Consider the following 24,705-nt stretch of genomic DNA (forward strand, 5'->3'; position numbering starts at 1 on the left):
GGGTGATACGTAATGACGCTTAAGGTCGGCTTTATCGGAACGGGAGGAGTCGCCAAGGGACATATCACGAACCTGGCTGCCATTGAAGGGGTTACGATTTCCGCATTTTGCGATTTGCAGCTGGAGCGCGCCGCTACGGCGGCTAAAGATTGGAAGGATGCGAAAGCTTATTCCAGCATTACCGAGATGCTGGACGACCGGAAGCTGGATGCCGCCTTTGTATGTGTGCCTCCTATGGCGCATGGCGAGGCCGAGCGGGCGTTGATCGAACGCAGCATTCCCTTTCTGGTGGAGAAGCCGCTTGGCGTGAACAACGAACTGCCGCGCCAACTGGCGGAGCAGATTGCCGGGAAAGGGCTGATCACGTCCGTGGGCTACCAGTGGCGATATATCCAGTCGCTCGACGAGGCGAAGAGCTTTCTGGAGTCCGGCTGCATCGGGATGGCGCTTGGTTATTGGCTCGGCAGTATGCCGAAAGTCCCGTGGTGGCGGGTGCAGCATTTATCCGGGGGGCAGTTTGTCGAGCAGACGACGCATATCACGGATCTGCTGAGATATTTGTGCGGCGAAGTGGTGGAAGTGTATGCGGCGTACGGGCATCGGATTCTCCATGAGCTGGAGGAAGGCGCTAACGTGGCGGATGTAGGAACGGTGACGATGAAGCTGGCGAACGGGAGCGTAGCGACCATCTCCAATTCGTGCATGCTGCCGGCCGGACATAAGACGGGACTGAACGTATACACCGGGCAGGGCGTCGTCGAGGTGCAGAGCAATGGAAGCCGGATCGTAAGAAACAAGGAGGAGGCTGCGGCACCTTTCGCGCTCACGCCAAATCCCCGGGTATTCGAAGATATCGCCTTTCTTGATGCTGTACGCACGGGAGATCCGTCGCCGATCAAGTCGTCGTATGCGGATTCCCTGAAAACACACGAAGTTACGGTTGCGGCGAATCTGTCGGCTGCGACGGGAAAGCCGGTCAAGCTGTAGAAAGTTGCTTTAAAGCGTTGTTATATCATGTGCGGGCACTGCTTCTTATCCATGAAGCAGTGCTTTTTTAATTATTCAAGAAATATAACCTTTCGGGACACTTATTTTCCATCCTCTCCCAACGCGTGCGAGAGGAATACCGACAAAGTTTGTCGAAATGAATAGTTATGATGACTACCAGAAAAATTTGGATCATAACTACGATTTTTTTAGCCGTACTGACCGGGTTTCGTTATTGGTGGCTGGAATCCCATTCGGCCGATTCCTATCCGGTTGCCGCCGGCGGCGTCCTGGACCTGCGGGGCTGGGAGCCGCTGACCGAGCATTCCCTTCCGCTTAACGGCGAATGGATGTTTTATCCGGATACGTTGCTGTACAAGGAGGGGGCGGTTCCGGCGGCCGATCGTTCTGATCCTGCGGGGCTGCCGATCCAAGTACCCGGCAGCTGGAGCTTCGACGACCGGCCGAAGGGCAGCGAGAAGTACGGATATGGCTCTTACCGGTTGCGGATCTTGGTCGATCCGGGCAAGGGCAGCTATTACGGTATCCATGTAACGAGCATAAAAAGCTCATCGGAAGTCTACGTAAACGGGCAATCGATCGGTCGTTCCGGCCAGCCGGCCGACAGCCAAGCAGGCTATAAGCCGCTGGACGTTCCGTACACTTCAAAATTTTCAGTGGGCGAAGGAATTGACGAGATTGACCTCGTTATTCAAGCCGCCAATTTCGACAACCGCCTCAACGGCGGGATTTTCCGCTCGATCAAGTTTGGTCTGGAGACCACGTTGAGCAGGGATACCGGCTTGTCCAGAGATATGGTCTGGGTCGCTTGTGTCGCATATGCGATTCATGTGCTGTACGGCTTCGTCTTGTACCTCGTCGGAGGCAAAGACCGCCGTCTGATCTATTACTCCCTCATGATCGTATGCATCATTATGGCAACTTTGCTGGACGGGGAAAGGTTACTATACGCGTGGATTCCGTTCCCTTTCGTATGGAGTCTGAAGAGCATCTATCTCGTTATGATCAGCGGCGGATTTTTTCTATACCAGCTCGTTAAAGAAAAGGTTCCGTTTGTTCATCGAAGCGTATCGCGGATCTATGAGCTGCTATGCGGCGTTGCGTTTATATCCGTGCTGGTCCTGCCGTTATCTACTGTACTGTCTTTACAAGAAGTCTACCTGATACTGATGTTCATTCCCTGTCTGATGACGCCGGTGCTGCTGTTCCGGTCGGCTGTCCGGATCGACATGGACAATATCTTCTTGCTGCTGGCTGCAACCGCTGCGATCAACAGCCTGATCTGGCTTGTTGTTATGCATATTGCCGGAATCGAGCTGATCTCTTATCCGTTCGATCTGATCATCGCCATGATTTCCTTTTCCGCTTACTGGTTCAGACGTTATATCCGGATGTCCGAGGAATCCAGGGAGCTGACGAGCAAGCTGCAGCAGGCCAGCAAGCAGAAGGACGAGTTTCTGTCCACCGTCGCCCACGAACTGCGCAATCCGCTGCACGGCCTCATCAACATCTCCCAATCGGTAGCGGCGAGGGAACAGTCCAAGCTCGGAATCGACAGCGTAAGCGATCTGCAGATGCTCGTCAAGGTGGGCAGGCGGATGTCGTATCTGCTTAACGACCTGCTGGATATGGCCCGGCTGAGAGACAACCGGATTCACCTGCAGCTGGCGGATCTGTCCGTGCACAGCGTCGCTTCGGGCGTTATGGATATGCTGCGGTTTATGACGGAAGGCAAGCCTCTCCGGTTGGTCAACCGCATTCCGGCCGAGTTCCCGCTCGTTCATGCCGATGAGAACAGACTGAACCAGATATTGTTCAATCTGCTGCATAATGCAGTGAAGTATTCGAACGCAGGCGAGGTGTCCGTGCAAGCCGAGGCGGACGGCGGATGGGCGGTCGTCTCCGTCTCCGATACGGGGCTGGGCATGGATGAGGAGCTGCTGAGCCGGGTATTCGAGCCGTACGAGCAGGTATCCCCGGATAAAGGTTCCCGCAGCGGCGGCTTCGGGTTGGGGTTGAACATATGCAAGCAACTGGTCGAGATGCACGGCGGCACGTTAACGGTCCGCTCGAAGCTGCACGAAGGCTCCGTATTCACCTTCCGGCTGAAGCTGGCGGCGGACAGGGAGGAAATGGACTCCGCGGTCCAGCAAACGGCATCGGCCGATTCCGCATACGGAGGCAGCAGGGGGAGCAGCCAAGAGACCGCTCCGACTAACGGACCGGCGCGCAGCCCGGCTCCGGAACGGCTCCGCTTGCTCACGGTTGATGACGATCCGGTTAATCTGAATGTGCTGAAGGCGATATTTGCCGAGGAGCCGTACGAGCTATTCACGGCGATCGGGGGGAAGGAAGCGCTGCGCTTGCTGGAAACCGGCGTATGGGATTTGATCATCTCCGACGTCATGATGCCGATCATGTCCGGTTACGAGCTGACGGAGCGGGTCCGCGAACGTTATTCCGTCGAGGAGCTTCCGATTCTGCTGCTTACGGCGAGCAGTCAGGATCAGGATATCGAAGCCGGATTTCGCGCCGGCGCCAACGATTATGTCACCAAGCCGGTGAACGCGATCGAGTTGAAGGCCCGCATACGGTCGCTGACGAATCTGAGAAAATCGGTGGGCGAACGGCTGCGGATGGAAGCGGCCTTGCTGCAAGCCCAGATCAAGCCGCATTTCCTCATCAATACGTTTAATGCGGTAACCGCGCTGAGCCGGATCGACAAAGACCGGATGGACGATCTGGTGGAGGAGCTGACTACGTATATCAAGTACGGGATCGATTTTCAAAACTCTGACGGGGCGGTGCCGCTGGACCATGAGCTGAAGCTCGTGCGTTCGTATTTGAACATTCAGCAGGAGAGGTTCGAAGAAAGGCTGCGGGTAGCCTGGGAGATCGACGATCACGTGACCGTGTTTCTGCCGCCGCTTACGATCCAGCCGCTTGTGGAAAATGCGGTAACGCACGGTATACTGAAACGACGCTCGGGTGGAGAAGTCCGCATACGGATCAGCGATCTCGGACCGATTGTCGAAATATGCGTTTCCGATAACGGAACGGGGATCGATGAAGATATGATCAAGCAGTTATTGAACCGGAACAAAAACAAACGTTCGGGAATCGGCCTATTGAATACGGATCGGCGGTTGAAGCAGTTTACCGGTCATGGGCTGAGAATAGAAAGCAGGACCGGTGCAGGGACTTCCGTCTCGTTTACAGTTGCCAAAACCGAACAGCGGCTTCTCGGCTCCGATTAAAGAAATATCTCCTAATTAAAGATCGCCTGTTTTTGATCGATCGGTCGAAAACAGACGATCTTTCTTTCGTTTCCGGTGGCAGGAGGAGCTTATTTTTGAGGTTCCGGTCCGTAGTTTCTGCGGCAGGAGGCCCGGTATTGATTCGGCGTCATCCCGGTGCTTTGCCGGAAGATCCGGTTCAAGTAACCGTGGCTGTTCAGCCCGACCCGCTCGCCGATCTCGGCGATTGTCAGCTCCGTATTTTCCAGCAGCGATTTGGCTTGATTGATCTGGATGCCGCGCATATATTGAAGCGGCGTTTTGCCGGTATGTTTCTTGAGGCAGCGGGACAAATAATCGAAATGATAATGAAGCGATTCCTCCAGATGCTGGTAGTGCAGAGGGACGTTGGCGTGCTGCTGCAAATACTCGATGACCTTCTCGGATAAATAAGCGGACCGGGAGCGTCCGCGGACTTGTGCCACGGACTGGATTTTGACCAGCAGCTCCGACACTAAAGCATGAAGCGGCAGCGCATTCGATACGGAAAACGAATGGAACATCAAATACATCCGTTCCAGCAAAGGCACGATCGAGGCAGGGTCGATATAAGTCATTTTCGGCAAGTACATCGATTGATCGAACGGACGTTCGTCGTTGTCTTCGTTTCGCTGAAGCGGGTAAGACCAAGGAATTTGCTCGCGGTCCAGCGACCGGATCGCTCTCGGATGGGACAGATGGACCCAGATCAGCTCCGTATGCTCGGGAGAGGGGTGATGCCCCCAGTGGGTTTTGCCCGGTTCCAGTACGAGGATGTCGCCCTCCTTCATATTGTAAGCGATATCATCTTCCGTAATGTAAAAGGAACCCGATTGGACGAACACGATATTGTACGCCTCGAAGCATCTTCTGAAATGTTGATAGCCTTTGCCGGTGACCGATCTTCCGACCGTAATGACTTGCGGGAGCGGCGGGATTTTCAACTCCAGGCATAACACGGCCCCATCTTCCTTCCGTCGCCAGATTGGCTGTACGCCGACTATGCTTCCCATCTTATCATATCCCGGGCGTTACCGTAATCCGAAACAAATAGTCGGGATCGTCCAATTATTGTTCGTGATCCAATCTACAAAACAAACGCCAGATTTTATACATTAGTAATGAAAGCGCCTTCGAATAAATCCAACGATCCAGGAAGGAAAAAAACTTATGGAACCTGTACTTTTACCAAAGCCAAAACCGGAACCAAGAATCGAACGGTTTGAACAGCTCGGCTTCGGCATGTTTATTCACTGGGGTCTTTATTCGCAGCTCGGGAAGGGGGAGTGGATTCAGCAGATCGGCAAAATAGCTGGGGACGACTATATGCGGCTGGCGGATACGTTCTCTGCAGAAGAGTTTAACGCCAAGGAAATTGTCGCCATCGCCCAAAAAGCCGGGATGAAGTACATTACGCTCACGACGCGTCATCACGACGGCTTCTCGCTGTACGACACGCGGGGGTTGAACCGGTACGATGCTCCGCACAGCCTGGCGAAGCGGGATCTGGTCGCCGAATTCGTCGCAGCGTGCAGGGAAGGCGGCGTACTGCCCCTGTTTTATCACACGACGCTGGACTGGTATGAGCCCTCCTTCCAATCCGACTTTGGCGCTTATCTGGATTACTTGTACCAGTCTGTAGAACTGTTGTGCACCCATTACGGGCCGATCGGCGGGATCTGGTTCGACGGCAACTGGAGCAAGCCGGAAGCGGACTGGAAGCTGGACGATCTGTACGGGATGATTCGCAGGCTTCAACCGGAAGCGATGATCATCAACAACACGGGGCTGTGGAAAAAAGGCGAGCTGGGCCATCCGGAGATCGACAGCGTCACGTACGAGCAGGGGCGTCCGAAACCGATGGTCCGAAGCGGCATGAGCAAATACGTGGCTGCCGAAATGTGCGAGACGATGAACGATCATTGGGGGATCGGGGATGCGGATTATATGTACAAGTCGGTTCCGCATTTGATCGAAAGTCTGTGCGCGTGCAGAAAGGTTGGGGCTAATTATTTATTGAATGTCGGTCCGTCCGCCCGCGGCAAAATCGTTCCGATCCAGCAGGCGATGCTGGAAGTGCTCGGTCAATGGCTGAAGGTGAACGGCAAGCCGATCTACGAAGGAAAACCAGCCGACGTGGAAGGGGAGGGAAGCAATTTTGCGCTGGAAACGCCGGACGGCAAGCTGTATCTGTTCATCCATCATCTGAAAATAAGCGGACATGCCGATGTAACCGTCGGAGGCGGAGGCCCGGGAGCGAAAACATTTACGGGGCTGAGCCGGAAGGTCGAATCCGTACGCTGGCTGGACAACGGAGAGAGGTTGGAATTTACTCAGGATGCGGCAGCCGGGACGTTTTCATTCACAGCGACGAGCTTCCCCTACGGCGTGAACTATGTGGTCAGAGTGGCGGAGGTTTGCTTCGCTTGACTATCGGTCCGAAGAACGGCTTCGGCATCGTATCGGCTATATTCGATCTAAATTGTAAGCGCTATCGTTAAGCTGCAACGAAACTTCGCTGCAAGATGGATATACAAATTCACGAAAAGGGGCCGAGCAAAATGAAAAACAAGCTCGCAATGGGATGGGTCATACCGATGACGGCGGTACTATTGGCTTCATGCGGAGGGAATGGAGGCGGAAGCGGCAAAGAGGGCAGCGGCGCCCCGGAGGGAGCGGTCAAGCCGGCGGACCAGCCGGTAACGCTCGTCGTGAACAATGGCGTAAACAGCGACGATCAGGAGCGGTTCATGCAGGATTACGGTAACGCGATCCGGAAAAAATTTCCCCACGTCACGCTGGAATACCATCCGAGCGCGGCGTTGAAAGATCGCGTTACGGCTCAGGAAACGATCGATATCGTGTACACCTCGATCGGGCTGACCCCGTCGCAGCTGATGGAATTCGGTTTGCAATACGACATCTCGGAGCTGATTAAGAAAAATCAGTACGACTTAAACCGTCTGGAGCCGTCCACAGTGAAAATGCAGCAGCAACTTGCCGACGGAGGCCTGTACGGTTTGCCCGTCCATACGACCACGCTGGCGTTGTATTACAACAAGGACATTTTCGACAAATTCGGCGCTCCTTACCCGAAGGACGGGATGACCTGGGACGAGCTGTACGAGCTGACCAAAAAAGTGAGCCGTACGGAAGGCGGAGTGATGTACCGCGGATTTTCCATGTCGTTCCCGCATATGATGCGCCTCAACCAGCAATCGCTTCCTTATCTGGAGTCCAAGACGAACAAGGTGCTGTACGGCAGCGACAACTTTAAGCAGATGACGGAAAATCTCACGAGATTTTTCAGGCTGCCGGGCAATGAGGGCGATGCGGATACCGCTGTGCTGAGCAAACAGGTCAATCTGTTCATTAAGGATAAAACACTGGCGATGCTCGCTCACCTAACGACCAGCATGCGTGAGCCTGCGATGAGAGAAGCGTTCAAGACGATGAACTGGGACGTCGTTAGCTTGCCTTATCTGAAGGAATCGCCGGGACTCGGCCCGCAGTCGTATCCGACTTTCTTCTATGTGTCGTCCACCAGCAAGCATAAGGATGCCGCCTTCCAGGTCATTGCATACTTGACGTCGGATGAATTCCAGCTGGAGCAGTCGAAGAAAGGAATTCCTTCGATTCTGAAAAGCCCCGAGGTGATGAAGGCGTACGCCCAGGATGACGAATATTCGGCAGGCAAAAACCGGAAGGGCATGATTCCGGAAAAATACGCCGATCCGGCCTTGTACACCAAATATTCAAGCGCCGCCGAAGCCGGGCTGCTCACGGCGCTGAGCCGGATATCGCAAGGACAGGAAGACACCAATACGGCGCTGCGGGTGGCGACCGAGACGGCCGAGAAAGCGATCAAGGAGCTGCAGGCCAAATAAAGCTGAACGGGCAGCCGCATACAGCTGCCCGATTCCCGGATCGGATTCTGGAGAGGAGAATCAATAATCGATGAGCAACGTAAGACTCGGAGTTATCGGATTAGGCAATATGGGGACGATGACGGCCAACTACTTGTTGAAAGGCGAGATCGAAGGAGCGGAGCTTGCCGCCGTATGCGAGATGTATCCCGATAGGCTGAAATGGGCTGCCGGACATTTCCCGTCCTCCGTGACCGGGTTCGACTCGATCGAAGCGATGCTTACCTCGGGAAGCATCGACGCCGTATACATCGCTACCCCTCATTTCGACCATCCCGCCATCGCGATTCGGGCGTTCGAGTGCGGCCTGCATGTGCTGACCGAGAAGCCGGCCGGCGTCTATACGAAGCAGGTCCGGCAGATGAACGAGGCGGCCGCCCGGGCGGGCACCGTGTTCGGAATCATGTACAATGCGCGGACACAGCCGTTGTACCGGAAGCTTCGGGAGCTCGTCATATCCGGCGAGTTGGGGGCGATCCGACGCACGAACTGGATCGTGACGAATTGGTACCGTCCGCAGAGCTATTACGATTCGGGCACGTGGAGAGGAACGTGGGCCGGCGAAGGCGGGGGCGTCCTCATTAATCAGGCTCCGCACCAGCTAGATCTGTGGCAGTGGACGATCGATATGATGCCGAGGCGGATTCGGGCGTCGTGTTATTTCGGGAAAAACCGCGATATCGAGGTAGAGGACGAAGTGATCGCATTTGCCGAATACGAGAACGGGGCGACCGGACAATTGATTACGTCGACGGGAGAGTCGCCGGGGACGAACCGGTATGAGGTGGTAGGAGACCGCGGCAAGCTGGTGATCGAGGACGGAAATATGACGTTCTGGAGGCTGAGGGTGCCGGAGTCGGAGTTCAACCGCACATCGACCGATCTGTTTCGCCAGCCGGAATGCTGGAAGTGCGACATTCCGCTTCCGAAGCAGGGGAAGGACGGGCATCTGCTGACGACGCAAAATTTCGCCGATGCGATTCGTACAGGCACTCCGCTGATTGCTCCGGGGGAAGAGGGAATCAAGGGGCTGATGTTGTCCAACGCGATGCATTTGTCCACTTGGACCGACAGGTGGGTCGATCTGCCGATCGATGAAGACTTGTACTTGTCGCACCTGGAGGAGCGGATGCGGACCAGCCGATTCAAGCGGTCGAAGGATGGAGCTGAATAAGCCGTCGGATGTTCAGATGAAGGGAAAAGTAATGACGATATCTTTAATGTGGGGTACTTAACAAGCAAAAGGCTGCCGAAACCGGCAGCCCTTGTCGTTTTATCAGCTTGCTTCTTCCTCGCCCTCGGAAAACTGGCTGTTGTACAAGTTTTCGTAGAAGCCGCCCCGCGCCAGCAGCTCGTCATGCGTGCCTTGCTCGATAATGTCGCCGTCCTTCATGACGAAGATCAGATCGGCATCCCGGATGGTCGACAGACGGTGAGCGATCACGAAGCTGGTGCGACCCTTCATGAGGTTTGCCATCGCTTTCTGAATCAGAATCTCGGTCCGGGTATCGACCGAGCTCGTCGCTTCGTCCAGGATCAGAATTTGCGGATTGGACAAAATCGCGCGCGCGATCGTGAGCAGCTGCTTTTGGCCTTGCGAAACGTTGCTCGCTTCTTCGTTAAGCACCATGTCGTAACCGTCAGGCAGCGTACGGATGAAATGGTCCACCTGAGCGGCCTTCGCCGCCGTGTACAGCTCTTCGTCGGTCGCGTCCAGCTTCCCGTAACGGATATTTTCCTTGATCGTATTGTTGTACAACCAAGTATCCTGCAGCACCATACCGAAAAGCGAGCGCAGATCGTTGCGGGCAAAGTCCCGAATGTCGGTATCGTCGATCAGGATGGCGCCGCTCTGTATATCGTAGAAGCGCATCAGCAGCTTGATGATCGTCGATTTGCCGGCACCGGTAGGGCCGACGATGGCCACCTTCTGCCCGGGCTGAACAAGAGCCGTAAAGTTATTAATGACCGGCTTCTCCGGATTGTAGCCGAAGTGGACGTTGTCAAACCGGACCGCGCCTTTTACTTTGGAAGTGTCCGCAGGCGTTGCCGTATCTGCAGGCTCTTCTTCCTCGGCCAAAAACTCAAATACGCGTTCCGCAGCCGCAACCGTCTGCTGAAGGACGTTCGAGATGTTGGCCACCTGAGCAATAGGTTGGGTAAACTGGCGCATGTATTGGATAAACGCCTGGATATCCCCGACCGAGATTCGTCCGTTCACGGCCAAATATCCGCCTAGAATACAAACGGCAACATACCCGAGATTGCCGATAAACATCATGATCGGCATCATCATCCCGGAGAGAAACTGCGATTTCCATGCGGAATTGTACAGCTTTTCGTTATGCTCGTCGAACTTTTTGAGCGATTCTTCCTCGCCGTTGAATGCCTTCATCACCGTATGGCTGCCGTACATCTCCTCAATATGCCCGTTGACGTGCCCGAGCGACTCTTGTTGGGCCACGAAGTGCTTCTGCGACTTTTTCACGACGAACATAATGAAGATAAAGGACAGCGGCAGAACGAATAACGCGACTAGGGTCATTTGCCAGCTGATCGTAAACATCATGATCATAATACCGACGATGCTCGTAACGGAGGTGATGATCTGAGTCAAGCTTTGGTTCAGACTTTGACTGATGGCATCGACGTCATTCGTAATGTGCGACAATACTTCGCCGTAATTACGTTTATCAAAATATTTAAGGGGCAGCTTATGAATTTTCTCGGATATATCGCGCCTAAGATTATAGGTCACCTTCATCGCAACATTGGACATGATATAACCTTGAATATAAGCAAACAATGCGCTGATCAAATATAACGCAACCAGGATCAGCATAATCCGGCTGACGTAACCGAAATCGATGCCGTCGCCCGTGCCCGAGATCATGGCCATGACGCCTTCGAATACTTTCGTTGTCGCTTCCCCGAGTATTTTAGGGCCGAGAATATTAAAGATCGTAGATCCGATCGCGAACAAGATGACGAAGAAAACGGCCGTTTTATACTTGCCCAGGTAAGCGATCAGCTTTCGGAACGTTCCTTTAAAGTCTTTCGCTTTCTCGCCGGGCATCATCATTCCCGGTCCGCCGGGTCCCCCGGGTCCGCCGCCCATCGGCCCTTTGTTTCTCGGTTTTCCGAACTTGGAGGCTTTGTCGCTCATTGCAATTCCTCCTTCGACAGCTGGGATGAAGCGATCTCCAGATAAGTCGGGCAGCTTTGAAGCAATTCGTCGTGGGTGCCAATGCCGACGATTTTTCCTTCGTCCAATACGATAATTTGCTCAGCATGGCGAATCGTATTCACGCGCTGCGCGACGATCAGGACGGTGCTGTCTCCCGTATATTTCTTCAAGGCTTGTCTGAGAGCCGTATCGGTTTTGTAATCAAGGGCGGAGAAACTGTCGTCGAAAATATAGATGGGCGACTTCTTCACGAGCGCGCGTGCGATCGACAGACGCTGCTTCTGGCCTCCGGACACGTTGGCGCCGCCTTCCGATATATTTTTCTCAAATCCGGCCTCATCCTTCTGGATGAAATCGGCGGCTTGGGCAATCTCGGCGGCATGACGCACTTCTTCGTCGGTCGCTTCTTTTTTGCCGTAACGCAGGTTGCTTGCAATCGAGCCGGACATGAGCAAGCCTTTCTGAGGGACATAACCAATCTGTTCATGAAGATTGTGTTGGGTCACGTCCTTTACATTCACGCCGTTAACGAACACTTCGCCTGAAGTAACGTCGTAGAAGCGAGGGATCAAGTTAATCAGCGTCGATTTGCCCGAACCGGTCGAGCCGATAAAAGCTGTCGTTTCCCCGGGCTTGGCCGTGAACGTAATGCCGGTCAACACATCCTCCGGGGCATCCTGGTAATGAAAGCTTACGTTGCGGAATTCTACGACACCACGCATATCGGACTGAAACGGCTTCACTTGAACGGGATCTACAATCGAAGGTTCGGTCGCAAGCACTTCAACGATACGCTGAGCGGATACGGAAGCGCGCGGCACCATAATGAACATCATTGAGATCATCAAGAAGGACATAATGATCTGCATCGCATACTGCATAAATGCCATCATATCTCCGACTTGCATGGCGGATACCGCGATCTGATTCGCACCGACCCATACGATCAGCAAAGTAATCAGGTTCATGATCAGCATCATGGCCGGCATCATAAATACCATAACGCGGTTGACGAACAGGTTGGTATTCGTTAAATCCTGGTTAGCCGAATCGAAACGTTTTTTCTCGAAGCTTTGGTTGCTGAAGGCGCGGACGACCGAAAGACCGCTCAAATTTTCTCTCGCAACGAGATTTAATTTATCGATCAGCTTCTGGATGATTTTAAACTTGGGCATCGCGACATAAAAGACGATTCCGATCAAGGCAATCAGCAGAGCGACTGCCAGGCCGATAATCCACGTCATCGAGCTGTTCTCTCTCAGCACCATAATGACGCCGCCGACCCCTAAGATCGGAGCATAGAACAAGATCCGAATACCCATAATAATGAGCGTCTGAACCTGGGTAATATCGTTGGTCGTGCGGGTAATCAGCGAGGAGGTCGAGAACTTGTCAAATTCGTTGTTCGAGAAGCTCTCAATCTTGCTGAATACGTCGCGCCGAAGCTTCTTGGCTATGCCTGCTGCGATCCGCGCCGATAAATAGCCAACTCCGATCGCAGCGGCGGCCCCGCCTAATGCGATCAGCAGCATGAAAAATCCCGTCTTCATAATATACTGGTTCTGAATCCGGCCTACGTCCATTCCAAGCTCGCCGTATAACAGCTTCACGAAAGCCGTACCCGTCTGAATCTGCATGGCGGGGTCCATCTGGTCCGCCGAAGCGATCGCTTCATTCAGCTTTGCGGTGGGAAGCTGCTGAAGTACGGGGTTTAGAGCGTACAGCTCTTTGTAATCGACGTTGGCCATATCCATCTTTTTGGCTGGAGCTGCTTGATTCCCCGAAGAGGCGGAGAGCTGCTTCGAGATTTCAATGAAGGTTGCGGCGGCTTTGCCGAAGATCGGATTTAATTCGTTTATAAGGGTGTCGTCTTTTTCTTTTAAGACATACGCATTTTTCGTTTTCAGCAGGGGATATTTAACGGTGTATTCGTTATCTCCCGCTTGAACGAGGGTAAAACGATTTTTGATTATTTGTTTTTCCTGCTCCTGCATGAGGGAGGTCATCAACGTGAAGCCGTCCTCGCTGAGCGCATCGGGTACGGCGCTTTCGATTCCGCTTTGCTGAATGCCTGTGTTGACGATGTCGGACATGTAATTCGGCAAATTCAGATCCGAGATCGCTTGTCCAAACAATAAGGCGATCGACAAAACAAGCATCGCGCTGAAGGGCTTTAAATATTTGGCGAGTTTGGCCATGACAGGTTCCTTTCCTTTCCAGTAGGGTTAATCACGATTGCCGGCTCCGGATATCGCCGATAATCTCATAAAGACGGGTGCAAAGCGAGATCAGCTGCTCGGTTTCCTCGTGCCCGAGCCGTGAAACAATTTCGTCCGTAAAAGATAAAAACGCTTTTTTGGCTTTGTTTAACGCGGCTTCGCCTTCGGTATCAAGCGTAATATAGACGACACGCCTGTCATTTTTGGTCGTAACCCGCTTCACATAACCTTTCTGCTCCAGTCCATTAATCATTTGCGACACCGAAGGCATCGTAATGTGCAACATCTCGCTTAATTCGGATACCCGAACCCCCGGGGGAGCGGGGTTCTCCTGTTCCCCGGAACGGCACCGCATCCGGCTATGGATGATTTCCAATACATAAAACTCGCGTTGGGGGATCATATCTTCAACTTGATGCTTGGACGACACGCGTCTAATTTTGGCCATCACCTCAATCAGCCGCTTGCCCTGACTCATTTCCTGTTCCATATCGGATCATCCTCCACTTTGAAGCGCCACCTTCTTTTTTCTATTTTGTTGCTAGACCGTACCGTATGACTTGGATTCTGCTTGGCATATGTTTAGCCAACCTATTTATTAGCTTACCTATTTGTTAGTTTACCTAAATATATAACCGGAGTAAATAGAATTGTTTTTTCATGTGAAACCGCCGGATTTATAATTTCTCTAGAGTCCGGCTCCTTTTGTGTAGTATAATCGTAACTACATTGCCATATATAGGGATTTCATTTAGGCGAATTGTAATGTGCCGAATCGGGAAGAGGAGCAAAAAATGGAAACCAGGGAGTCGAAATGGAAGCGCTTCAAAGAGGGGCTCCGATCGTATGTTTGGATACTGGGCTTCATGCGGCCGTATCGGGGGATGCTCCTGCTGCTGGTGAGCTGCGGTCTGCTAATCGGTTTGGGCGAGCTGTCGATTCCGAGAATGATCGGGATTATCATCGATCAGATCATCCCCTCCAAGGATGTTGCCGCGCTTGACAAACTGCTGTGGATCTTCCTTGCCGTAATCGCCGTCATGTTGACCTTGTCAAGCGTCCGCAATCTGATCGAGCGCCGGATGCGGGAGTATACGTCCCGGGATATTCAGCTGCAATCTTTTCATCAGCTGCGCAGGCTTGGCTATCCTTACTTCGAGAATACGCCGACCGGCGAGATTTTGACCTTGCTTCGTTCGGATGTCGGCACCGTTCAGGAGCTGTACCGGCATCACATCCCGAATCTGATTACCCGGACGATTTTTATTCTCCTGTGTATCGGATTGATGCTTGGCTCGAGCATTACGCTTACTGTATTGTCGTTGTGCGCGTTTCTAATCTACTATTTCATCGGTCCGACGCTGGAAAGAAAAACCGGCATCCATCGCAGAGAAGCGTCGGAGCTGGATAAAAATTACCAGAAGCGAATCTACGATTCCGTCTCCGCAATGACGGAAGTGAAAGCTTACGGCGCAGAAAGATGGGTCTTTCAAGAGATCGATCAGAAATATAAAGCCTACTCGAAGCAATGGTTAAAAATGCTCGCCTATTTATACCGGTCGGAATCGTTCCGGCACTTCTCGCATTATGTCGGCGCAGCGCTGTTGTTTATTGCCGGCAGTTTCGAGATTCGAGAAGGACGAGTCCAGATCGGAGAGTTCATTACATTTCTTCTCTATTATTTTAGCATGATGGGCTTCATGCAAGCTTTGATCGGCTCAATAACGGAACAGAGGCTGCTCCTCGTTCAGGTAGACCGGTTGTACCGGTTTATTCACCTTGTGCCCGAGGTGAAGGAAGCGGCGGAGCCTGTCTCGTTAGAAAACGTGCGCGGCGAAATTACGTTTGAGAACGTCTCCTTTGCTTACGGGAGCGGGACGCCTGTGCTGCGTGATTTTAATTTAACGGTTCGTCCGGGTGAAAGAGTCGCGCTGGTAGGCGAAAGCGGGAGCGGCAAAACGACGGTTCTGAAGCTGCTGAGCCGATTTTACGATCCGCTGCAAGGCCGGATTTTGCTGGACGGGGTTCCGATCCGGGAGTTGTCGCTGGGGCAACTGAGGGAATCGATGGGATATGTGTTTCAAGAAACATATTTATTCGGCAGTTCGGTCAGTGAGAATATCCGGTTCGGAAATCCGTTGTGTGCGGAGGAAGAGATAACGGCCGCTGCCGAACGTGCGGCCGCACATCCGTTTATCCGGCAGCTTCCGGAAGGGTACGGGACCTGGATCGGCGAGCGTGGCGTGAAGCTGTCGGGCGGGCAGAAGCAGCGCATATCGGTGGCGCGTATGCTGCTCAAAAATCCGCCGATTGTATTGCTGGATGAAGCCACCTCCTCGCTCGATCGCGAGCATGAGCTGGAAATCGTCCGGTCGCTCCGAGCGCTGGAGCAGGCCACCGTCCTGACTGTAGCCCATCGGTTATCCACGATCAGGGATTACGACCGGATTGTCGTGATGGATCAGGGATCGATTGTAGAGGTCGGCGACTGGGAATCGCTTATGAAGCAGCGTGGTGTGTTGTATCAATTGTGGAGGGGGAGTGACGAATATGAAGCAGGCTAACCCCAAGCCGGATGTGCGATGGTATTGGCAATTCGTAGCCCCGTTCCGGAGAAACTATGCGGTGATGCTTCTCCTTATGCTTGCCCAGTGTCTAGTCACTCTTGGAGTTACCGGCATTCAAAAGTTTTTTGTCGACGATGTGATTCTTGTTGGCAGGTATGAGCGCTTGCCGGCGCTTATTGCCGTGTTCGTCGTTCTGATAATCGTATTTATGCTTCTATATATCCGGGTTGCCCACTATGTGTTTCTCAATCGGATGGACAGCAAACATTTGATCACCCGAAGTTTGATGGATGCGATTTTACGGCTGCCGCAGGCGGTATTCCAGCAGGAACGCACTTCCACATATGTGCACCATATGACCCATGATGCGGATTCGATCGCGCAAGTGTTATCCAATCGGATTCCGAGAGGGCTGCAGCATCTGTTTTACGTTTTCTCGATTTTTATGATCTTAAGCCAGATGGGGCCGATGATTGTGATCGTGACCGCAGCCCTTATCGTTTTTTATGTATGGATCGGCAAATATTCCGGACCTATGATCAAACGAATCAGCCGGGAGGTCAACGATGAACGGATTCAGCTCGGTGTCGTCATCGAGGAAGGCATCTCCTCAACCCGCGAAGTGATCTCGTACAACCGGCAGCAGTGGGAGATGGACAAGTATCATTCCGGCTTTGCGCGTTATTTCCGCAAAGTGATGGAGGAAGGACGAAAGAGCAACCTACAGTTGTTCATGACCGAACCGACCAAATGGGGAATTCACGTCGCTGTGCTCGGTTTCGGCGGGTATGCGGTGATCCGGGGGGATTTAAGCATCGGCATGTTCCTCGTCGCTTACCAATATATCGCCCAGCTGGTCAATTCCTTCCAGAACTTGTTCAATTTCAGCATGGATCTGTCGCGCGGCGTGGCATCGGCGGACCGTTTAAAGACGATCATGCGGCAAGCCGAGTCGCATTCGGGTACCCTTCGCTTGGGCGAGCCGGTCAACCATATCCGATTTCAACAAATCCATTTTACGTATCCATCGCAAACGACCCCAGTATTCGAAGGGTTGTCTATGGATATTCCGGCCGGTCACAAAATCGCCCTGGTCGGCGTAAGCGGAGGGGGGAAATCGACCTTGCTGCAAATGCTGCTCCGAACGATCTCTCCCCAGCAAGGACAAGTCTTCATCAATCAGCAACCTCTGGAACAGCTGGCTGCGGATGACTGGAACCGGCGCTTGGCGATCGTGCTGCAGGAGCCTTATTTTTTCCCGGATACGGTACGTCAAAATGTAACGTTCGGCATGGACATAACCGAACAAGAGATGATCGATGCTTGCCGGAAAGCTCAAATTCATGAAACGATCATCCGCATGACGGACGGTTATGACAGCGTTCTCGGGGAACGGGGGATCACAATGTCGGGCGGGCAGCGGCAACGACTGGCGCTTGCTCGCGCCATGCTGCGCAATCCGGAAATTCTCGTGCTGGACGAAGCGACGTCCGCGCTTGATCTGGAGACGGAGCGACGGGTGATGCAGGCGCTTGATCAGGACCGTCAAGGCAAAACGACGATCTTAATCGCCCATCGTTTATCCACGATCAAAAATGCGGATCTCATCTATTTTTTGGCCGGAGGGCAAATGGAACATTGCGGTTCCTATAAAGAGCTGTACAGCCGCTCTTCTGCATTCCGGCGATTGGCCGAGCTGGACGAGGAGCAGTTGATCTCCAGTTCATAAAATTCCGGGGAGAGCGTGGAAGTCCATCATCGATCGGTGAATCCGCCGTATTAGACCAATTCATTTTTTGAAAAAATGTGTGTTTGCATGTATTGACTCTGACATTAATGTAAGGGTTTATGATGGACCTACCGGTTGGGAGAACGACCGGGGCTAAAAGAGCCGGGCTTAGGAACGACTCGCAACTGCAGCTACCCAACAGGAGGAATGACCGATGAGTTTGTATGCTGTTGACGATACGACATTTCGAGGGATGATCCGCCAGCAAGGGGTGACGCTCGTCGAATTTGGAGCGGTGTGGTGCCCGCCGTGCAAAGTGCTTTTGCCGATCCTGGGCGATCTGGCGAGCGAATACGGGGAACGGCTGTCGGTGTTGAAAGTGGACTGCGACGACTCCCCGACCCTCGCTTCCGAATTCGGAATTATGTCGATGCCGACCGTTATCGTATTTCATAACGGAGTACCGGTGGAGAAGCTGGTCGGGCTCCGGCCCAAAAGTGTGTATGCGGCGCTGCTTGCGAAGTACACAAGTTAATGAGCCGTCACCCTCAGACCGGGTTAGAGGGAAAGTGACGGATGGAGAAATGCTTCCTAGCCTGGAGCAGCCGCCGGGAAGGATTTTTTACGGATACCGAGAATTGTAGTATTTGGAAGAGTCGATATCCATAAGTTGCCTATGCGATGGATCGAACATGACTTCGAATGAGGAGAGGTTGCCGTTGTTTTATGTGAATTCCCGCGCCATCATCGAGCGCGAACGCGATGGCACAACCGAGATCATCATCCAGACGCGCAACAAGCCGAACCAACCGAAACAGCTGGAGCTTCCGGGAGGCGGCGTGGAGCAGTTCGAGTCGCTGACAAGCGCGCTGCGCCGCGAAGTGAAGGAAGAAACCGGCCTCGATGTCGTGTGGATTGAAGGGGAAGATACGCGGATCGATACGGTCGGGATCAATCCGAATGTCGTCGTCGAATGTATCCGGCCTTTCACAGCATACCAGACGATTAAAGGCGGAATCGACTCGGTCGGGTATTACTTTCTATGCAGAGCGGAAGGCGAACTGCTTCCCGAAGGCGATTGCGCGCAAAATCCCCGATGGGTCACCGTAGACGAGCTCGCCGAACTTATTCGCAGCGATCCGCTGCAGTTTATTAATATCGATTGTGCCGCGATCACGTTTTATTTGAAACACCGTATCCAATTGCCAGGTTTTTAATCGGGACCGGTCTCTCCGGACAGGTGTGTAGCAAGTATAAACCGAAACAAGTCTTTTTCCTTGCGGGGAAAGGCTTTTTTTGCGTTTCGCAAAAAGGGTGTGCTTAAGCAAAAAGTGAAGCTTACCGCGATGGAGCCGTTTTGGTACATTGGAACCGGACAAAGTTCCGATCCGATACGAGCCAATTCATGAGGAGGGTACACGATGAAACAAAAAGAGAAAACGGCGGCCGCAGTGAAGGCAACGGCCGCTGCATGGCTAGCGATGTCCTTGATTGCATCCGGCTGTTCGAAAAACGAAGGAGGTCCGACGGGAGAAGCTGCCGGGGGTGCGGCGAAAGAACCGGTCATCAACACCGACCCGGTTACGTTGACCGTGTTTAACAGCAGTATGGGCGATGCCGCGTTCCAGACGTCGATCATCGAGCCGATTCAGAAAAAGTATCCGCATATGAAGCTGGACATGATTAAAAAATCGCCGGGGATGACGATGCCGGAACTGGTCGCTTCAGGCCGGGTGCCGGATATTATTTTTGGGGACAGCAGCGGGGATATTCCCGTGTACCGGGAGATGGACGTGCTCGCCGACCTTACGCCATACATCAAGACGTATAAGTTCGATCTGGATGCGCTGGACCCGGATATTGTCCAAGTGATCCGGCCGAACTTCCCGGACGGACAGTTTCTGATGTTCCCGTTCTCGGTTAACATTGCAACCTTGCATTACAACAAGGACCTGTTCGATAAGTTCGGCGTCCCTTATCCGAAAGACGGCATGATGTGGAGCGAAGTGCTGGACTTGGCGAAACGATTGACGCGTAAGGAAGACGGCGTCCAATACATCGGGTTCGATTTTGCGTTTAACGTCATGCTGCCGTACAATCAGTTGTCCGCGACGATGGTAGACGCCAAAACGTTTAAGGCGAGTGTGAACAATGAGGCATGGAAGCAAGTATTCACTACGATGAAAGAATTTTATTCGATTCCCGGAAACGAATGGGGCAAAGGGGTAGACGGCTTTCTCCGGACGAAGACGATTGCGATGTGGGCGGGGACAACGCTGTTTGGCAGTTTGCCGGATGCGACGAAAAACGGGCTTAATTGGGACGTAGTCGCATTGCCGTCGTTCCCGCAAGCGCCGAAAACGACGATTCAAATGTTCGCGCCGTTGATCGGCGTATCGAAAACGAGCAAACATCCCGATCAAGCGTTCCTCGCCGTTGCCCATCTGATGTCGGAAGAGATTCAAGGCAACAGTATGCGCCAAGGCCGCCCGAGCGCCCTGAAAAGCAAACAGCTGAAAGAAAATTTCGGGAAAGATGTAGAGGTTTTGCAAGGCCGCAACGCAGGGGCGTTTACTTATAACAAACTAGCGCCAACGCCGCAACCTGTAACGAAATACGATGCAGCGGTATTCCCGATTTTACGCCAAAAATTTTACGATGCGGCGGTTACGGGAAAAGATGTCAACACGGCCTTGATGGAAGCGGAAGATTTGATCAACAAAGAACTGGAGAAGCTGAAAAAATAAAGATCGCAGATCAAGCGTCTTCGGTTGCGAGGATGTCCCGGGGAATCGCTCCTCTGCCCGGAGGCTGTCTGATAGTTCAGCAGTCTCCTTTGGGCACAGTTTGGCACAAAAGTGCGCAGCGGCCGAACACGCAGCCCACTGCGGCTCACTGTACCGATTACGGTTTGTATGGTAAGGTATTCCAAGAGGAAGGATGTAGTCGTCACGACTAAGGAAGGAAGGGCGAGATGAGAAAATCGATCGTTCAATCTCTCCTGGCTGGAATTATTATTGCGGTCGTCTATTATATGGTTCAGGTCGTACGGGGGATGTATCTAACCAAAGAGTATGTTCCGGACCTGTTTAACGCATACGAATCCGTTGACTATTTGCAGCAGCAGACGGCGATCGGTACGATCTCCAGTCCGGTGTGGAGCGTGCTTGAAGCTTCAGGGCTGATTCTACTTGGAGCGGCTGTGTTTTATATCGGCAAAACGCTGTGGAGGAAAAGATAACCGGCCGGCTTCATCGAAGCCCGGGATGAACGGGGAGCTGGCGGAAGCGCAAAGGAAGGGGGAGGGAAGCGAAGAGAAGGGCCGTGCAGAAACATACGCTGCAATGTTTTTTGTACGCTCTAGTTGATCGGCGGTCTTGAACGTGATATGATACGGTTAATTTGAATCCTAGGAGTTGAGAAGAATAATGTGATTGTTCTTGCAGATTGTAATGAAATAAAACATCAAAGCGATTATTTCGCCTGTTTTATTCGTTATATGCAAGAAAGTTACGTTATTCGGATCACTCAACTTAAATATCCGGATCTGGTCCATTGACGGGCCGGATTTGCTGTATTTATTTGAGCTGCTGAAAGGTAACTTTCTTGCGGCTCTTTTATTTTCTATACAGGAGGATATTTTATGTCATTAATCAATGTAGTCAATTTGACATTTGCCTACGACGGCAGTTACGATAACATTTTCGAGAACGTCAATTTCCAGCTCGATACCGACTGGAAGCTGGGATTTACGGGCCGCAACGGAAGAGGGAAGACGACCTTTCTGAACTTGCTACTCGGCAAATATGAATACAGCGGCACGATTTCGGCTCATGTCCATTTCGACTATTTTCCGTACCCGGTCGATAACAAGGAACAAAACACAGTGGATGTAGTCGGCGACATTTACCCGGATTATGTCCATTGGCAATTGATGCGCGAGCTGTCGCTGCTTGACGTATCGGAGGACGTCTTATATCGTCCCTTCGACTCGTTGTCTAACGGAGAACAGACGAAGGTGCTGCTGGCCGCCTTGTTTTTGAAAGAAAACCGATTTCTGCTGATCGACGAACCGACCAATCATCTCGATAAAGAAGCAAGAAAACGGGTCAGCGATTATCTCAGCAAGAAGAACGGTTATATCCTCGTCTCCCACGATCGGGCGTTTCTGGATAACTGCGTCGACCATATTCTCTCGATCAATAAGACCGATATCGAAATCCAAAAAGGCAACTTCTCGGACTGGTGGGCCAATAAACAAAGACAGGACGATTACGAGCTTGCGGAGAACGAAAAGCTGAAAAAAGATATTCAGCGCCTGTCGGAATCGTCCAGAAGGACGGGGAACTGGTCGCACGAAGTGGAGAAAACGAAAAACGGCACTAGAAATTCCGGCTCCAAGGTGGATAAAGGGTATGTCGGCCATAAAGCCGCCAAAATGATGAAACGGTCCAAATCGATGGAGCACAGGCAGCAGTCCGCGATCGAGGAAAAGTCCAGGCTGCTGAAAAATGTGGACACGTCCGAAAGCTTGAAGATTTCTCAGCTGACATATCATAAACACCAGCTTGTCGAGCTTGACAAAGTATCGATCTATTACGGTGAGAGGCAGGTTTGTCCGGAGACCAGCTTTACGATCGGGCAGGGGGATCGAATCGCGCTGGCGGGGAAAAACGGCTCCGGCAAGTCAAGCCTGATCAAGCTGATTTGCGGTGAGGATGTATCCTATACGGGCATGTTCCGAAAAGGAAGCCAGCTGAAAATCTCTTACGTCTCCCAGGACACCTCGCATCTACAAGGATCTTTATCGGATTATGCGAGAGAGCATGAGATTGACGAAAGCTTGTTTAAATCGATTTTAAGGAAACTGGATTTCTCCAGAGTCCAATTCGAGAAGGATATCTCCACGTATAGTGGCGGCCAGAAGAAAAAAGTGCTGATTGCCAAAAGTCTTTGTGAGAAAGTGCATTTGCACGTCTGGGATGAGCCGCTCAATTACATCGACGTTATTTCCCGGATGCAGATCGAGGAGCTGCTGCTCGAACATTCGCCGACGATCCTGTTCGTGGAGCATGACAGCGAATTTTGCGACCATATTGCTACGAAAGTCGTCGAGCTGTAAGGCTGCTCGTCAGGCTGGAAATCCGCGGTACTCTTAAGTCTGACGCCAAGGGGAAAAGGATGAACGAGCAGTTGCTTGATCAAAGGCTGGAACTTGTGAAAGCCGAAATCGGAGATTTGCCGTATCGGGAGCTCAAGGTCATTACGACGGGCTGCGAGAAAGATGTGGTTATTTTGGATCAACAAACGGTTCTTTCGTTTTTTCGCGACGGTCTGCGGACCGAGACATACGACGCAAGACAAGAGCTGATTCGCCGGTTAGCCATGCAGTCGGAGGCGATTTTACCGGTGTGCCGGTATCGGTCGCAGGCGAATCATTTCGCCGTGGAAACCTATGTCCCGGGAGAACGGATTACGCCTCGGCTTGTGGAGGAAAATCCGGAAGAGGGGCGGCGGATCGGCAGCGCGGTGGGAAGCTTATTAAGGCAGCTTCACCGTATGCCCGCACAAGGGCTCGGCCTGCGGTCCGGATTTGTTCAGGATGTGTCGAGGGATATGGAGTCCGGGCTGAAGCTGCTGGAGACCCGGCTGTCTGCTTCTGAGATTCGGCACGTGACGGTATTCCTGAACGAGTATTATGAGAGCGCGGCGACGGTGGAGACCTGTGTTGTGCATGGAGATTTCCATTTCGATAACATCGTGTGGGATTCGGATGCCGGCCGCCTGGGAGTATTGGACTTTGGCGAAGCGGGCGTGGAAGACCCGGCGCTGGATTTGATGTATATGCGTTATTATCGGGAGGAGTTCCGGCATGCGGTGCTTGAGGCATACGGTTCGGAGGATAGCGGGTTGTATGACAGGAATCAAATGTATGACCGGATCTACGGTTTGTACGATATGATCGAGAATATCCGGAACGACCCCAGGAAGCCTGACTTCCATAAAGGGTACGCGAGATTTTTTGAAAGTTAAAGAGTGTTCAGCAATCGTGGAAAGACTTCGCTTAGAAGCATTACATGCCGAAGGCCTTGATTGCTACGGATAAATAGGGCTCATCTTCGCCTACCCGCTCCTGCCTGACTGGTCACTCTTCTCGCTTCTTACGGTAACGAACTTACACTTCCGAATTAAAAACCGTCCGGCATTTCTGCCGGGCGGTCCATTGACGTGCAAACCCATTTGTGAGCACCTGGAACAAAGTGGTTGCTCGCACTACAGCCGCTCGCCCATAGTCGCGCTGAAAGTCTATACTGGCGCACATGTTCAACGTGTAAGGGGCGGCGCCATGTATGTCCCTTGTTCCCGGGCAGGAGAGGAGCTGAATAAGAGCGGTTCATACCCCTTAATTTGCCCGAATTTCGCTTGAACGGGGAAATAAGAGCGGTTTGAAGCTGCTAATATCTCCGAAAAGGTGCTGATCGAGCCAATTGGTATGAAATTAGGGATGCAAACCGCTTCTATTCGGCAGCGCTTTCCAAATTGGCCGAAAATAAAGGCTGCCAAAGACTCTTATCTTGTTATTGGAACCAGCCAGCAGATAAATTTCAGCGAACCGGAACTCGTTTTGCCCGCCAAAAGTCTGCCCCGTATGCGGTCATTCGTCCGCCCTCCGGAAAAGTCCTTCGTCCAGATTTTTCACGAATAACCCAGCCGCGACATTTCTTGAGCCAGCAGGAGCCCGCAACTTTTGAAGCTTGAACCCCGCACCCCGCACCCCGCACCCCCGCCCCCAC

The 24,705-nt window shown here is 52.5% G+C and carries 17 protein-coding genes; 13 read left to right on the plus strand and 4 right to left on the minus strand.

Annotation, left to right across the window (positions count from 1 at the left end; translation table 11 throughout):
- Window positions 1-12 precede the first annotated feature (12 nt).
- The gene (locus IDH45_RS09075) at window positions 13-987 is read left to right on the plus strand and encodes a Gfo/Idh/MocA family protein (RefSeq protein ID WP_190926733.1); all 975 of its coding nucleotides are present in this window, start codon (window positions 13-15) and stop codon (window positions 985-987) included.
- Between the two features lie 167 nt (window positions 988-1,154).
- On the plus strand, window positions 1,155-4,265 hold the full coding sequence (locus tag IDH45_RS09080) for a hybrid sensor histidine kinase/response regulator (RefSeq protein ID WP_223836497.1): 3,111 nt from the start codon (window positions 1,155-1,157) through the stop codon (window positions 4,263-4,265).
- Window positions 4,266-4,354: 89 nt separating this feature from the next.
- Here the strand turns inward: IDH45_RS09080 and IDH45_RS09085 are convergent, their stop codons facing one another.
- A complete protein-coding gene (locus tag IDH45_RS09085; protein ID WP_190926735.1) occupies window positions 4,355-5,296 on the minus strand; it encodes a helix-turn-helix transcriptional regulator in 942 nt (313 codons plus the stop codon).
- Window positions 5,297-5,453: 157 nt separating this feature from the next.
- Here IDH45_RS09085 and IDH45_RS09090 point away from each other — a divergent pair, with 157 nt between their 5' ends.
- The 3 genes from IDH45_RS09090 to IDH45_RS09100 all read left to right on the plus strand — a co-directional run bounded on the left by IDH45_RS09090 (window position 5,454) and on the right by IDH45_RS09100 (window position 9,383).
- Entirely contained in the window at window positions 5,454-6,713 is a 1,260-nt protein-coding gene (locus IDH45_RS09090; protein WP_190926736.1) for an alpha-L-fucosidase, read from the plus strand.
- Between the two features lie 131 nt (window positions 6,714-6,844).
- Window positions 6,845-8,170 (plus strand): ABC transporter substrate-binding protein, encoded by a 1,326-nt coding sequence (locus IDH45_RS09095; RefSeq protein WP_190926738.1) that lies wholly within the window; start codon window positions 6,845-6,847, stop codon window positions 8,168-8,170.
- Window positions 8,171-8,240: 70 nt separating this feature from the next.
- Window positions 8,241-9,383, plus strand: coding sequence for a Gfo/Idh/MocA family protein (locus tag IDH45_RS09100; protein WP_190926739.1), 1,143 nt, complete (start codon window positions 8,241-8,243; stop codon window positions 9,381-9,383).
- A 102-nt stretch (window positions 9,384-9,485) separates the two neighbouring features.
- Here IDH45_RS09100 and IDH45_RS09105 read toward each other — a convergent pair whose 3' ends face one another.
- The 3 genes from IDH45_RS09105 to IDH45_RS09115 are packed head-to-tail and all read right to left on the minus strand — an operon-like array spanning window position 9,486 to window position 14,105.
- The gene (locus IDH45_RS09105; RefSeq protein WP_190926741.1) at window positions 9,486-11,375 is read right to left on the minus strand and encodes an ABC transporter ATP-binding protein; all 1,890 of its coding nucleotides are present in this window, start codon (window positions 11,373-11,375) and stop codon (window positions 9,486-9,488) included.
- On the minus strand, window positions 11,372-13,594 hold the full coding sequence (locus tag IDH45_RS09110) for an ABC transporter ATP-binding protein (protein ID WP_190926743.1): 2,223 nt from the start codon (window positions 13,592-13,594) through the stop codon (window positions 11,372-11,374). The genes IDH45_RS09105 and IDH45_RS09110 overlap by 4 nt, the downstream gene beginning before the upstream one ends.
- A gap of 31 nt (window positions 13,595-13,625) precedes the next feature.
- Window positions 13,626-14,105 carry a MarR family winged helix-turn-helix transcriptional regulator gene (locus IDH45_RS09115; RefSeq protein WP_190926746.1) on the minus strand — a complete coding sequence of 160 codons (480 nt, stop codon included), beginning with the start codon at window positions 14,103-14,105 and terminating at the stop codon, window positions 13,626-13,628.
- A gap of 304 nt (window positions 14,106-14,409) precedes the next feature.
- On the opposite strand from IDH45_RS09115, the gene IDH45_RS09120 reads away from it, so the two are divergent.
- The 8 genes from IDH45_RS09120 to IDH45_RS09155 all read left to right on the plus strand — a co-directional run bounded on the left by IDH45_RS09120 (window position 14,410) and on the right by IDH45_RS09155 (window position 23,944).
- Window positions 14,410-16,179, plus strand: coding sequence for an ABC transporter ATP-binding protein (locus IDH45_RS09120; protein WP_190926747.1), 1,770 nt, complete (start codon window positions 14,410-14,412; stop codon window positions 16,177-16,179).
- Complete coding sequence (locus IDH45_RS09125) at window positions 16,166-17,911, plus strand: ABC transporter ATP-binding protein (protein WP_190926749.1); 1,746 nt, start codon at window positions 16,166-16,168, stop codon at window positions 17,909-17,911. The genes IDH45_RS09120 and IDH45_RS09125 overlap by 14 nt, the downstream gene beginning before the upstream one ends.
- 214 nt (window positions 17,912-18,125) lie before the next feature.
- On the plus strand, window positions 18,126-18,446 hold the full coding sequence (locus IDH45_RS09130) for a thioredoxin family protein (protein ID WP_190926751.1): 321 nt from the start codon (window positions 18,126-18,128) through the stop codon (window positions 18,444-18,446).
- Between the two features lie 193 nt (window positions 18,447-18,639).
- Window positions 18,640-19,128 (plus strand): NUDIX hydrolase, encoded by a 489-nt coding sequence (locus tag IDH45_RS09135; RefSeq protein WP_317891177.1) that lies wholly within the window; start codon window positions 18,640-18,642, stop codon window positions 19,126-19,128.
- A gap of 204 nt (window positions 19,129-19,332) precedes the next feature.
- A complete protein-coding gene (locus IDH45_RS09140) occupies window positions 19,333-20,658 on the plus strand; it encodes an ABC transporter substrate-binding protein (protein ID WP_190926755.1) in 1,326 nt (441 codons plus the stop codon).
- Window positions 20,659-20,885: 227 nt separating this feature from the next.
- Window positions 20,886-21,152, plus strand: coding sequence for a hypothetical protein (locus IDH45_RS09145; RefSeq protein WP_190926757.1), 267 nt, complete (start codon window positions 20,886-20,888; stop codon window positions 21,150-21,152).
- 402 nt (window positions 21,153-21,554) lie between these two features.
- Entirely contained in the window at window positions 21,555-23,033 is a 1,479-nt protein-coding gene (locus tag IDH45_RS09150) for an Lsa family ABC-F type ribosomal protection protein (protein WP_190926759.1), read from the plus strand.
- 59 nt (window positions 23,034-23,092) lie between these two features.
- A complete protein-coding gene (locus tag IDH45_RS09155; RefSeq protein WP_190926761.1) occupies window positions 23,093-23,944 on the plus strand; it encodes a phosphotransferase family protein in 852 nt (283 codons plus the stop codon).
- Window positions 23,945-24,705: the final 761 nt, after the last annotated feature.

The sequence above is a fragment of the Paenibacillus oceani genome (assembly GCF_014705615.1).
Lineage (GTDB): Bacteria > Bacillota > Bacilli > Paenibacillales > NBRC-103111 > Paenibacillus_AB > Paenibacillus_AB oceani.

What these genes read in the sequence shown, in the direction of transcription:
- IDH45_RS09105 (WP_190926741.1), bottom strand. Translation starts at nt 11,375, where the DNA reads ATGAGCGACAAAGCCTCCAAGTTCGGAAAACCGAGAAACAAAGGGCCG.
- IDH45_RS09115 (WP_190926746.1), bottom strand. Translation starts at nt 14,105, where the DNA reads ATGGAACAGGAAATGAGTCAGGGCAAGCGGCTGATTGAGGTGATGGCC.
- IDH45_RS09095 (WP_190926738.1), top strand. Translation starts at nt 6,845, where the DNA reads ATGAAAAACAAGCTCGCAATGGGATGGGTCATACCGATGACGGCGGTA.
- IDH45_RS09120 (WP_190926747.1), top strand. Translation starts at nt 14,410, where the DNA reads ATGGAAACCAGGGAGTCGAAATGGAAGCGCTTCAAAGAGGGGCTCCGA.
- IDH45_RS09100 (WP_190926739.1), top strand. Translation starts at nt 8,241, where the DNA reads ATGAGCAACGTAAGACTCGGAGTTATCGGATTAGGCAATATGGGGACG.
- IDH45_RS09085 (WP_190926735.1), bottom strand. Translation starts at nt 5,296, where the DNA reads ATGGGAAGCATAGTCGGCGTACAGCCAATCTGGCGACGGAAGGAAGAT.
- IDH45_RS09110 (WP_190926743.1), bottom strand. Translation starts at nt 13,594, where the DNA reads ATGGCCAAACTCGCCAAATATTTAAAGCCCTTCAGCGCGATGCTTGTT.
- IDH45_RS09155 (WP_190926761.1), top strand. Translation starts at nt 23,093, where the DNA reads ATGAACGAGCAGTTGCTTGATCAAAGGCTGGAACTTGTGAAAGCCGAA.
- IDH45_RS09075 (WP_190926733.1), top strand. Translation starts at nt 13, where the DNA reads ATGACGCTTAAGGTCGGCTTTATCGGAACGGGAGGAGTCGCCAAGGGA.
- IDH45_RS09080 (WP_223836497.1), top strand. Translation starts at nt 1,155, where the DNA reads ATGATGACTACCAGAAAAATTTGGATCATAACTACGATTTTTTTAGCC.
- IDH45_RS09130 (WP_190926751.1), top strand. Translation starts at nt 18,126, where the DNA reads ATGAGTTTGTATGCTGTTGACGATACGACATTTCGAGGGATGATCCGC.
- IDH45_RS09140 (WP_190926755.1), top strand. Translation starts at nt 19,333, where the DNA reads ATGAAACAAAAAGAGAAAACGGCGGCCGCAGTGAAGGCAACGGCCGCT.
- IDH45_RS09125 (WP_190926749.1), top strand. Translation starts at nt 16,166, where the DNA reads ATGAAGCAGGCTAACCCCAAGCCGGATGTGCGATGGTATTGGCAATTC.
- IDH45_RS09150 (WP_190926759.1), top strand. Translation starts at nt 21,555, where the DNA reads ATGTCATTAATCAATGTAGTCAATTTGACATTTGCCTACGACGGCAGT.
- IDH45_RS09145 (WP_190926757.1), top strand. Translation starts at nt 20,886, where the DNA reads ATGAGAAAATCGATCGTTCAATCTCTCCTGGCTGGAATTATTATTGCG.
- IDH45_RS09090 (WP_190926736.1), top strand. Translation starts at nt 5,454, where the DNA reads ATGGAACCTGTACTTTTACCAAAGCCAAAACCGGAACCAAGAATCGAA.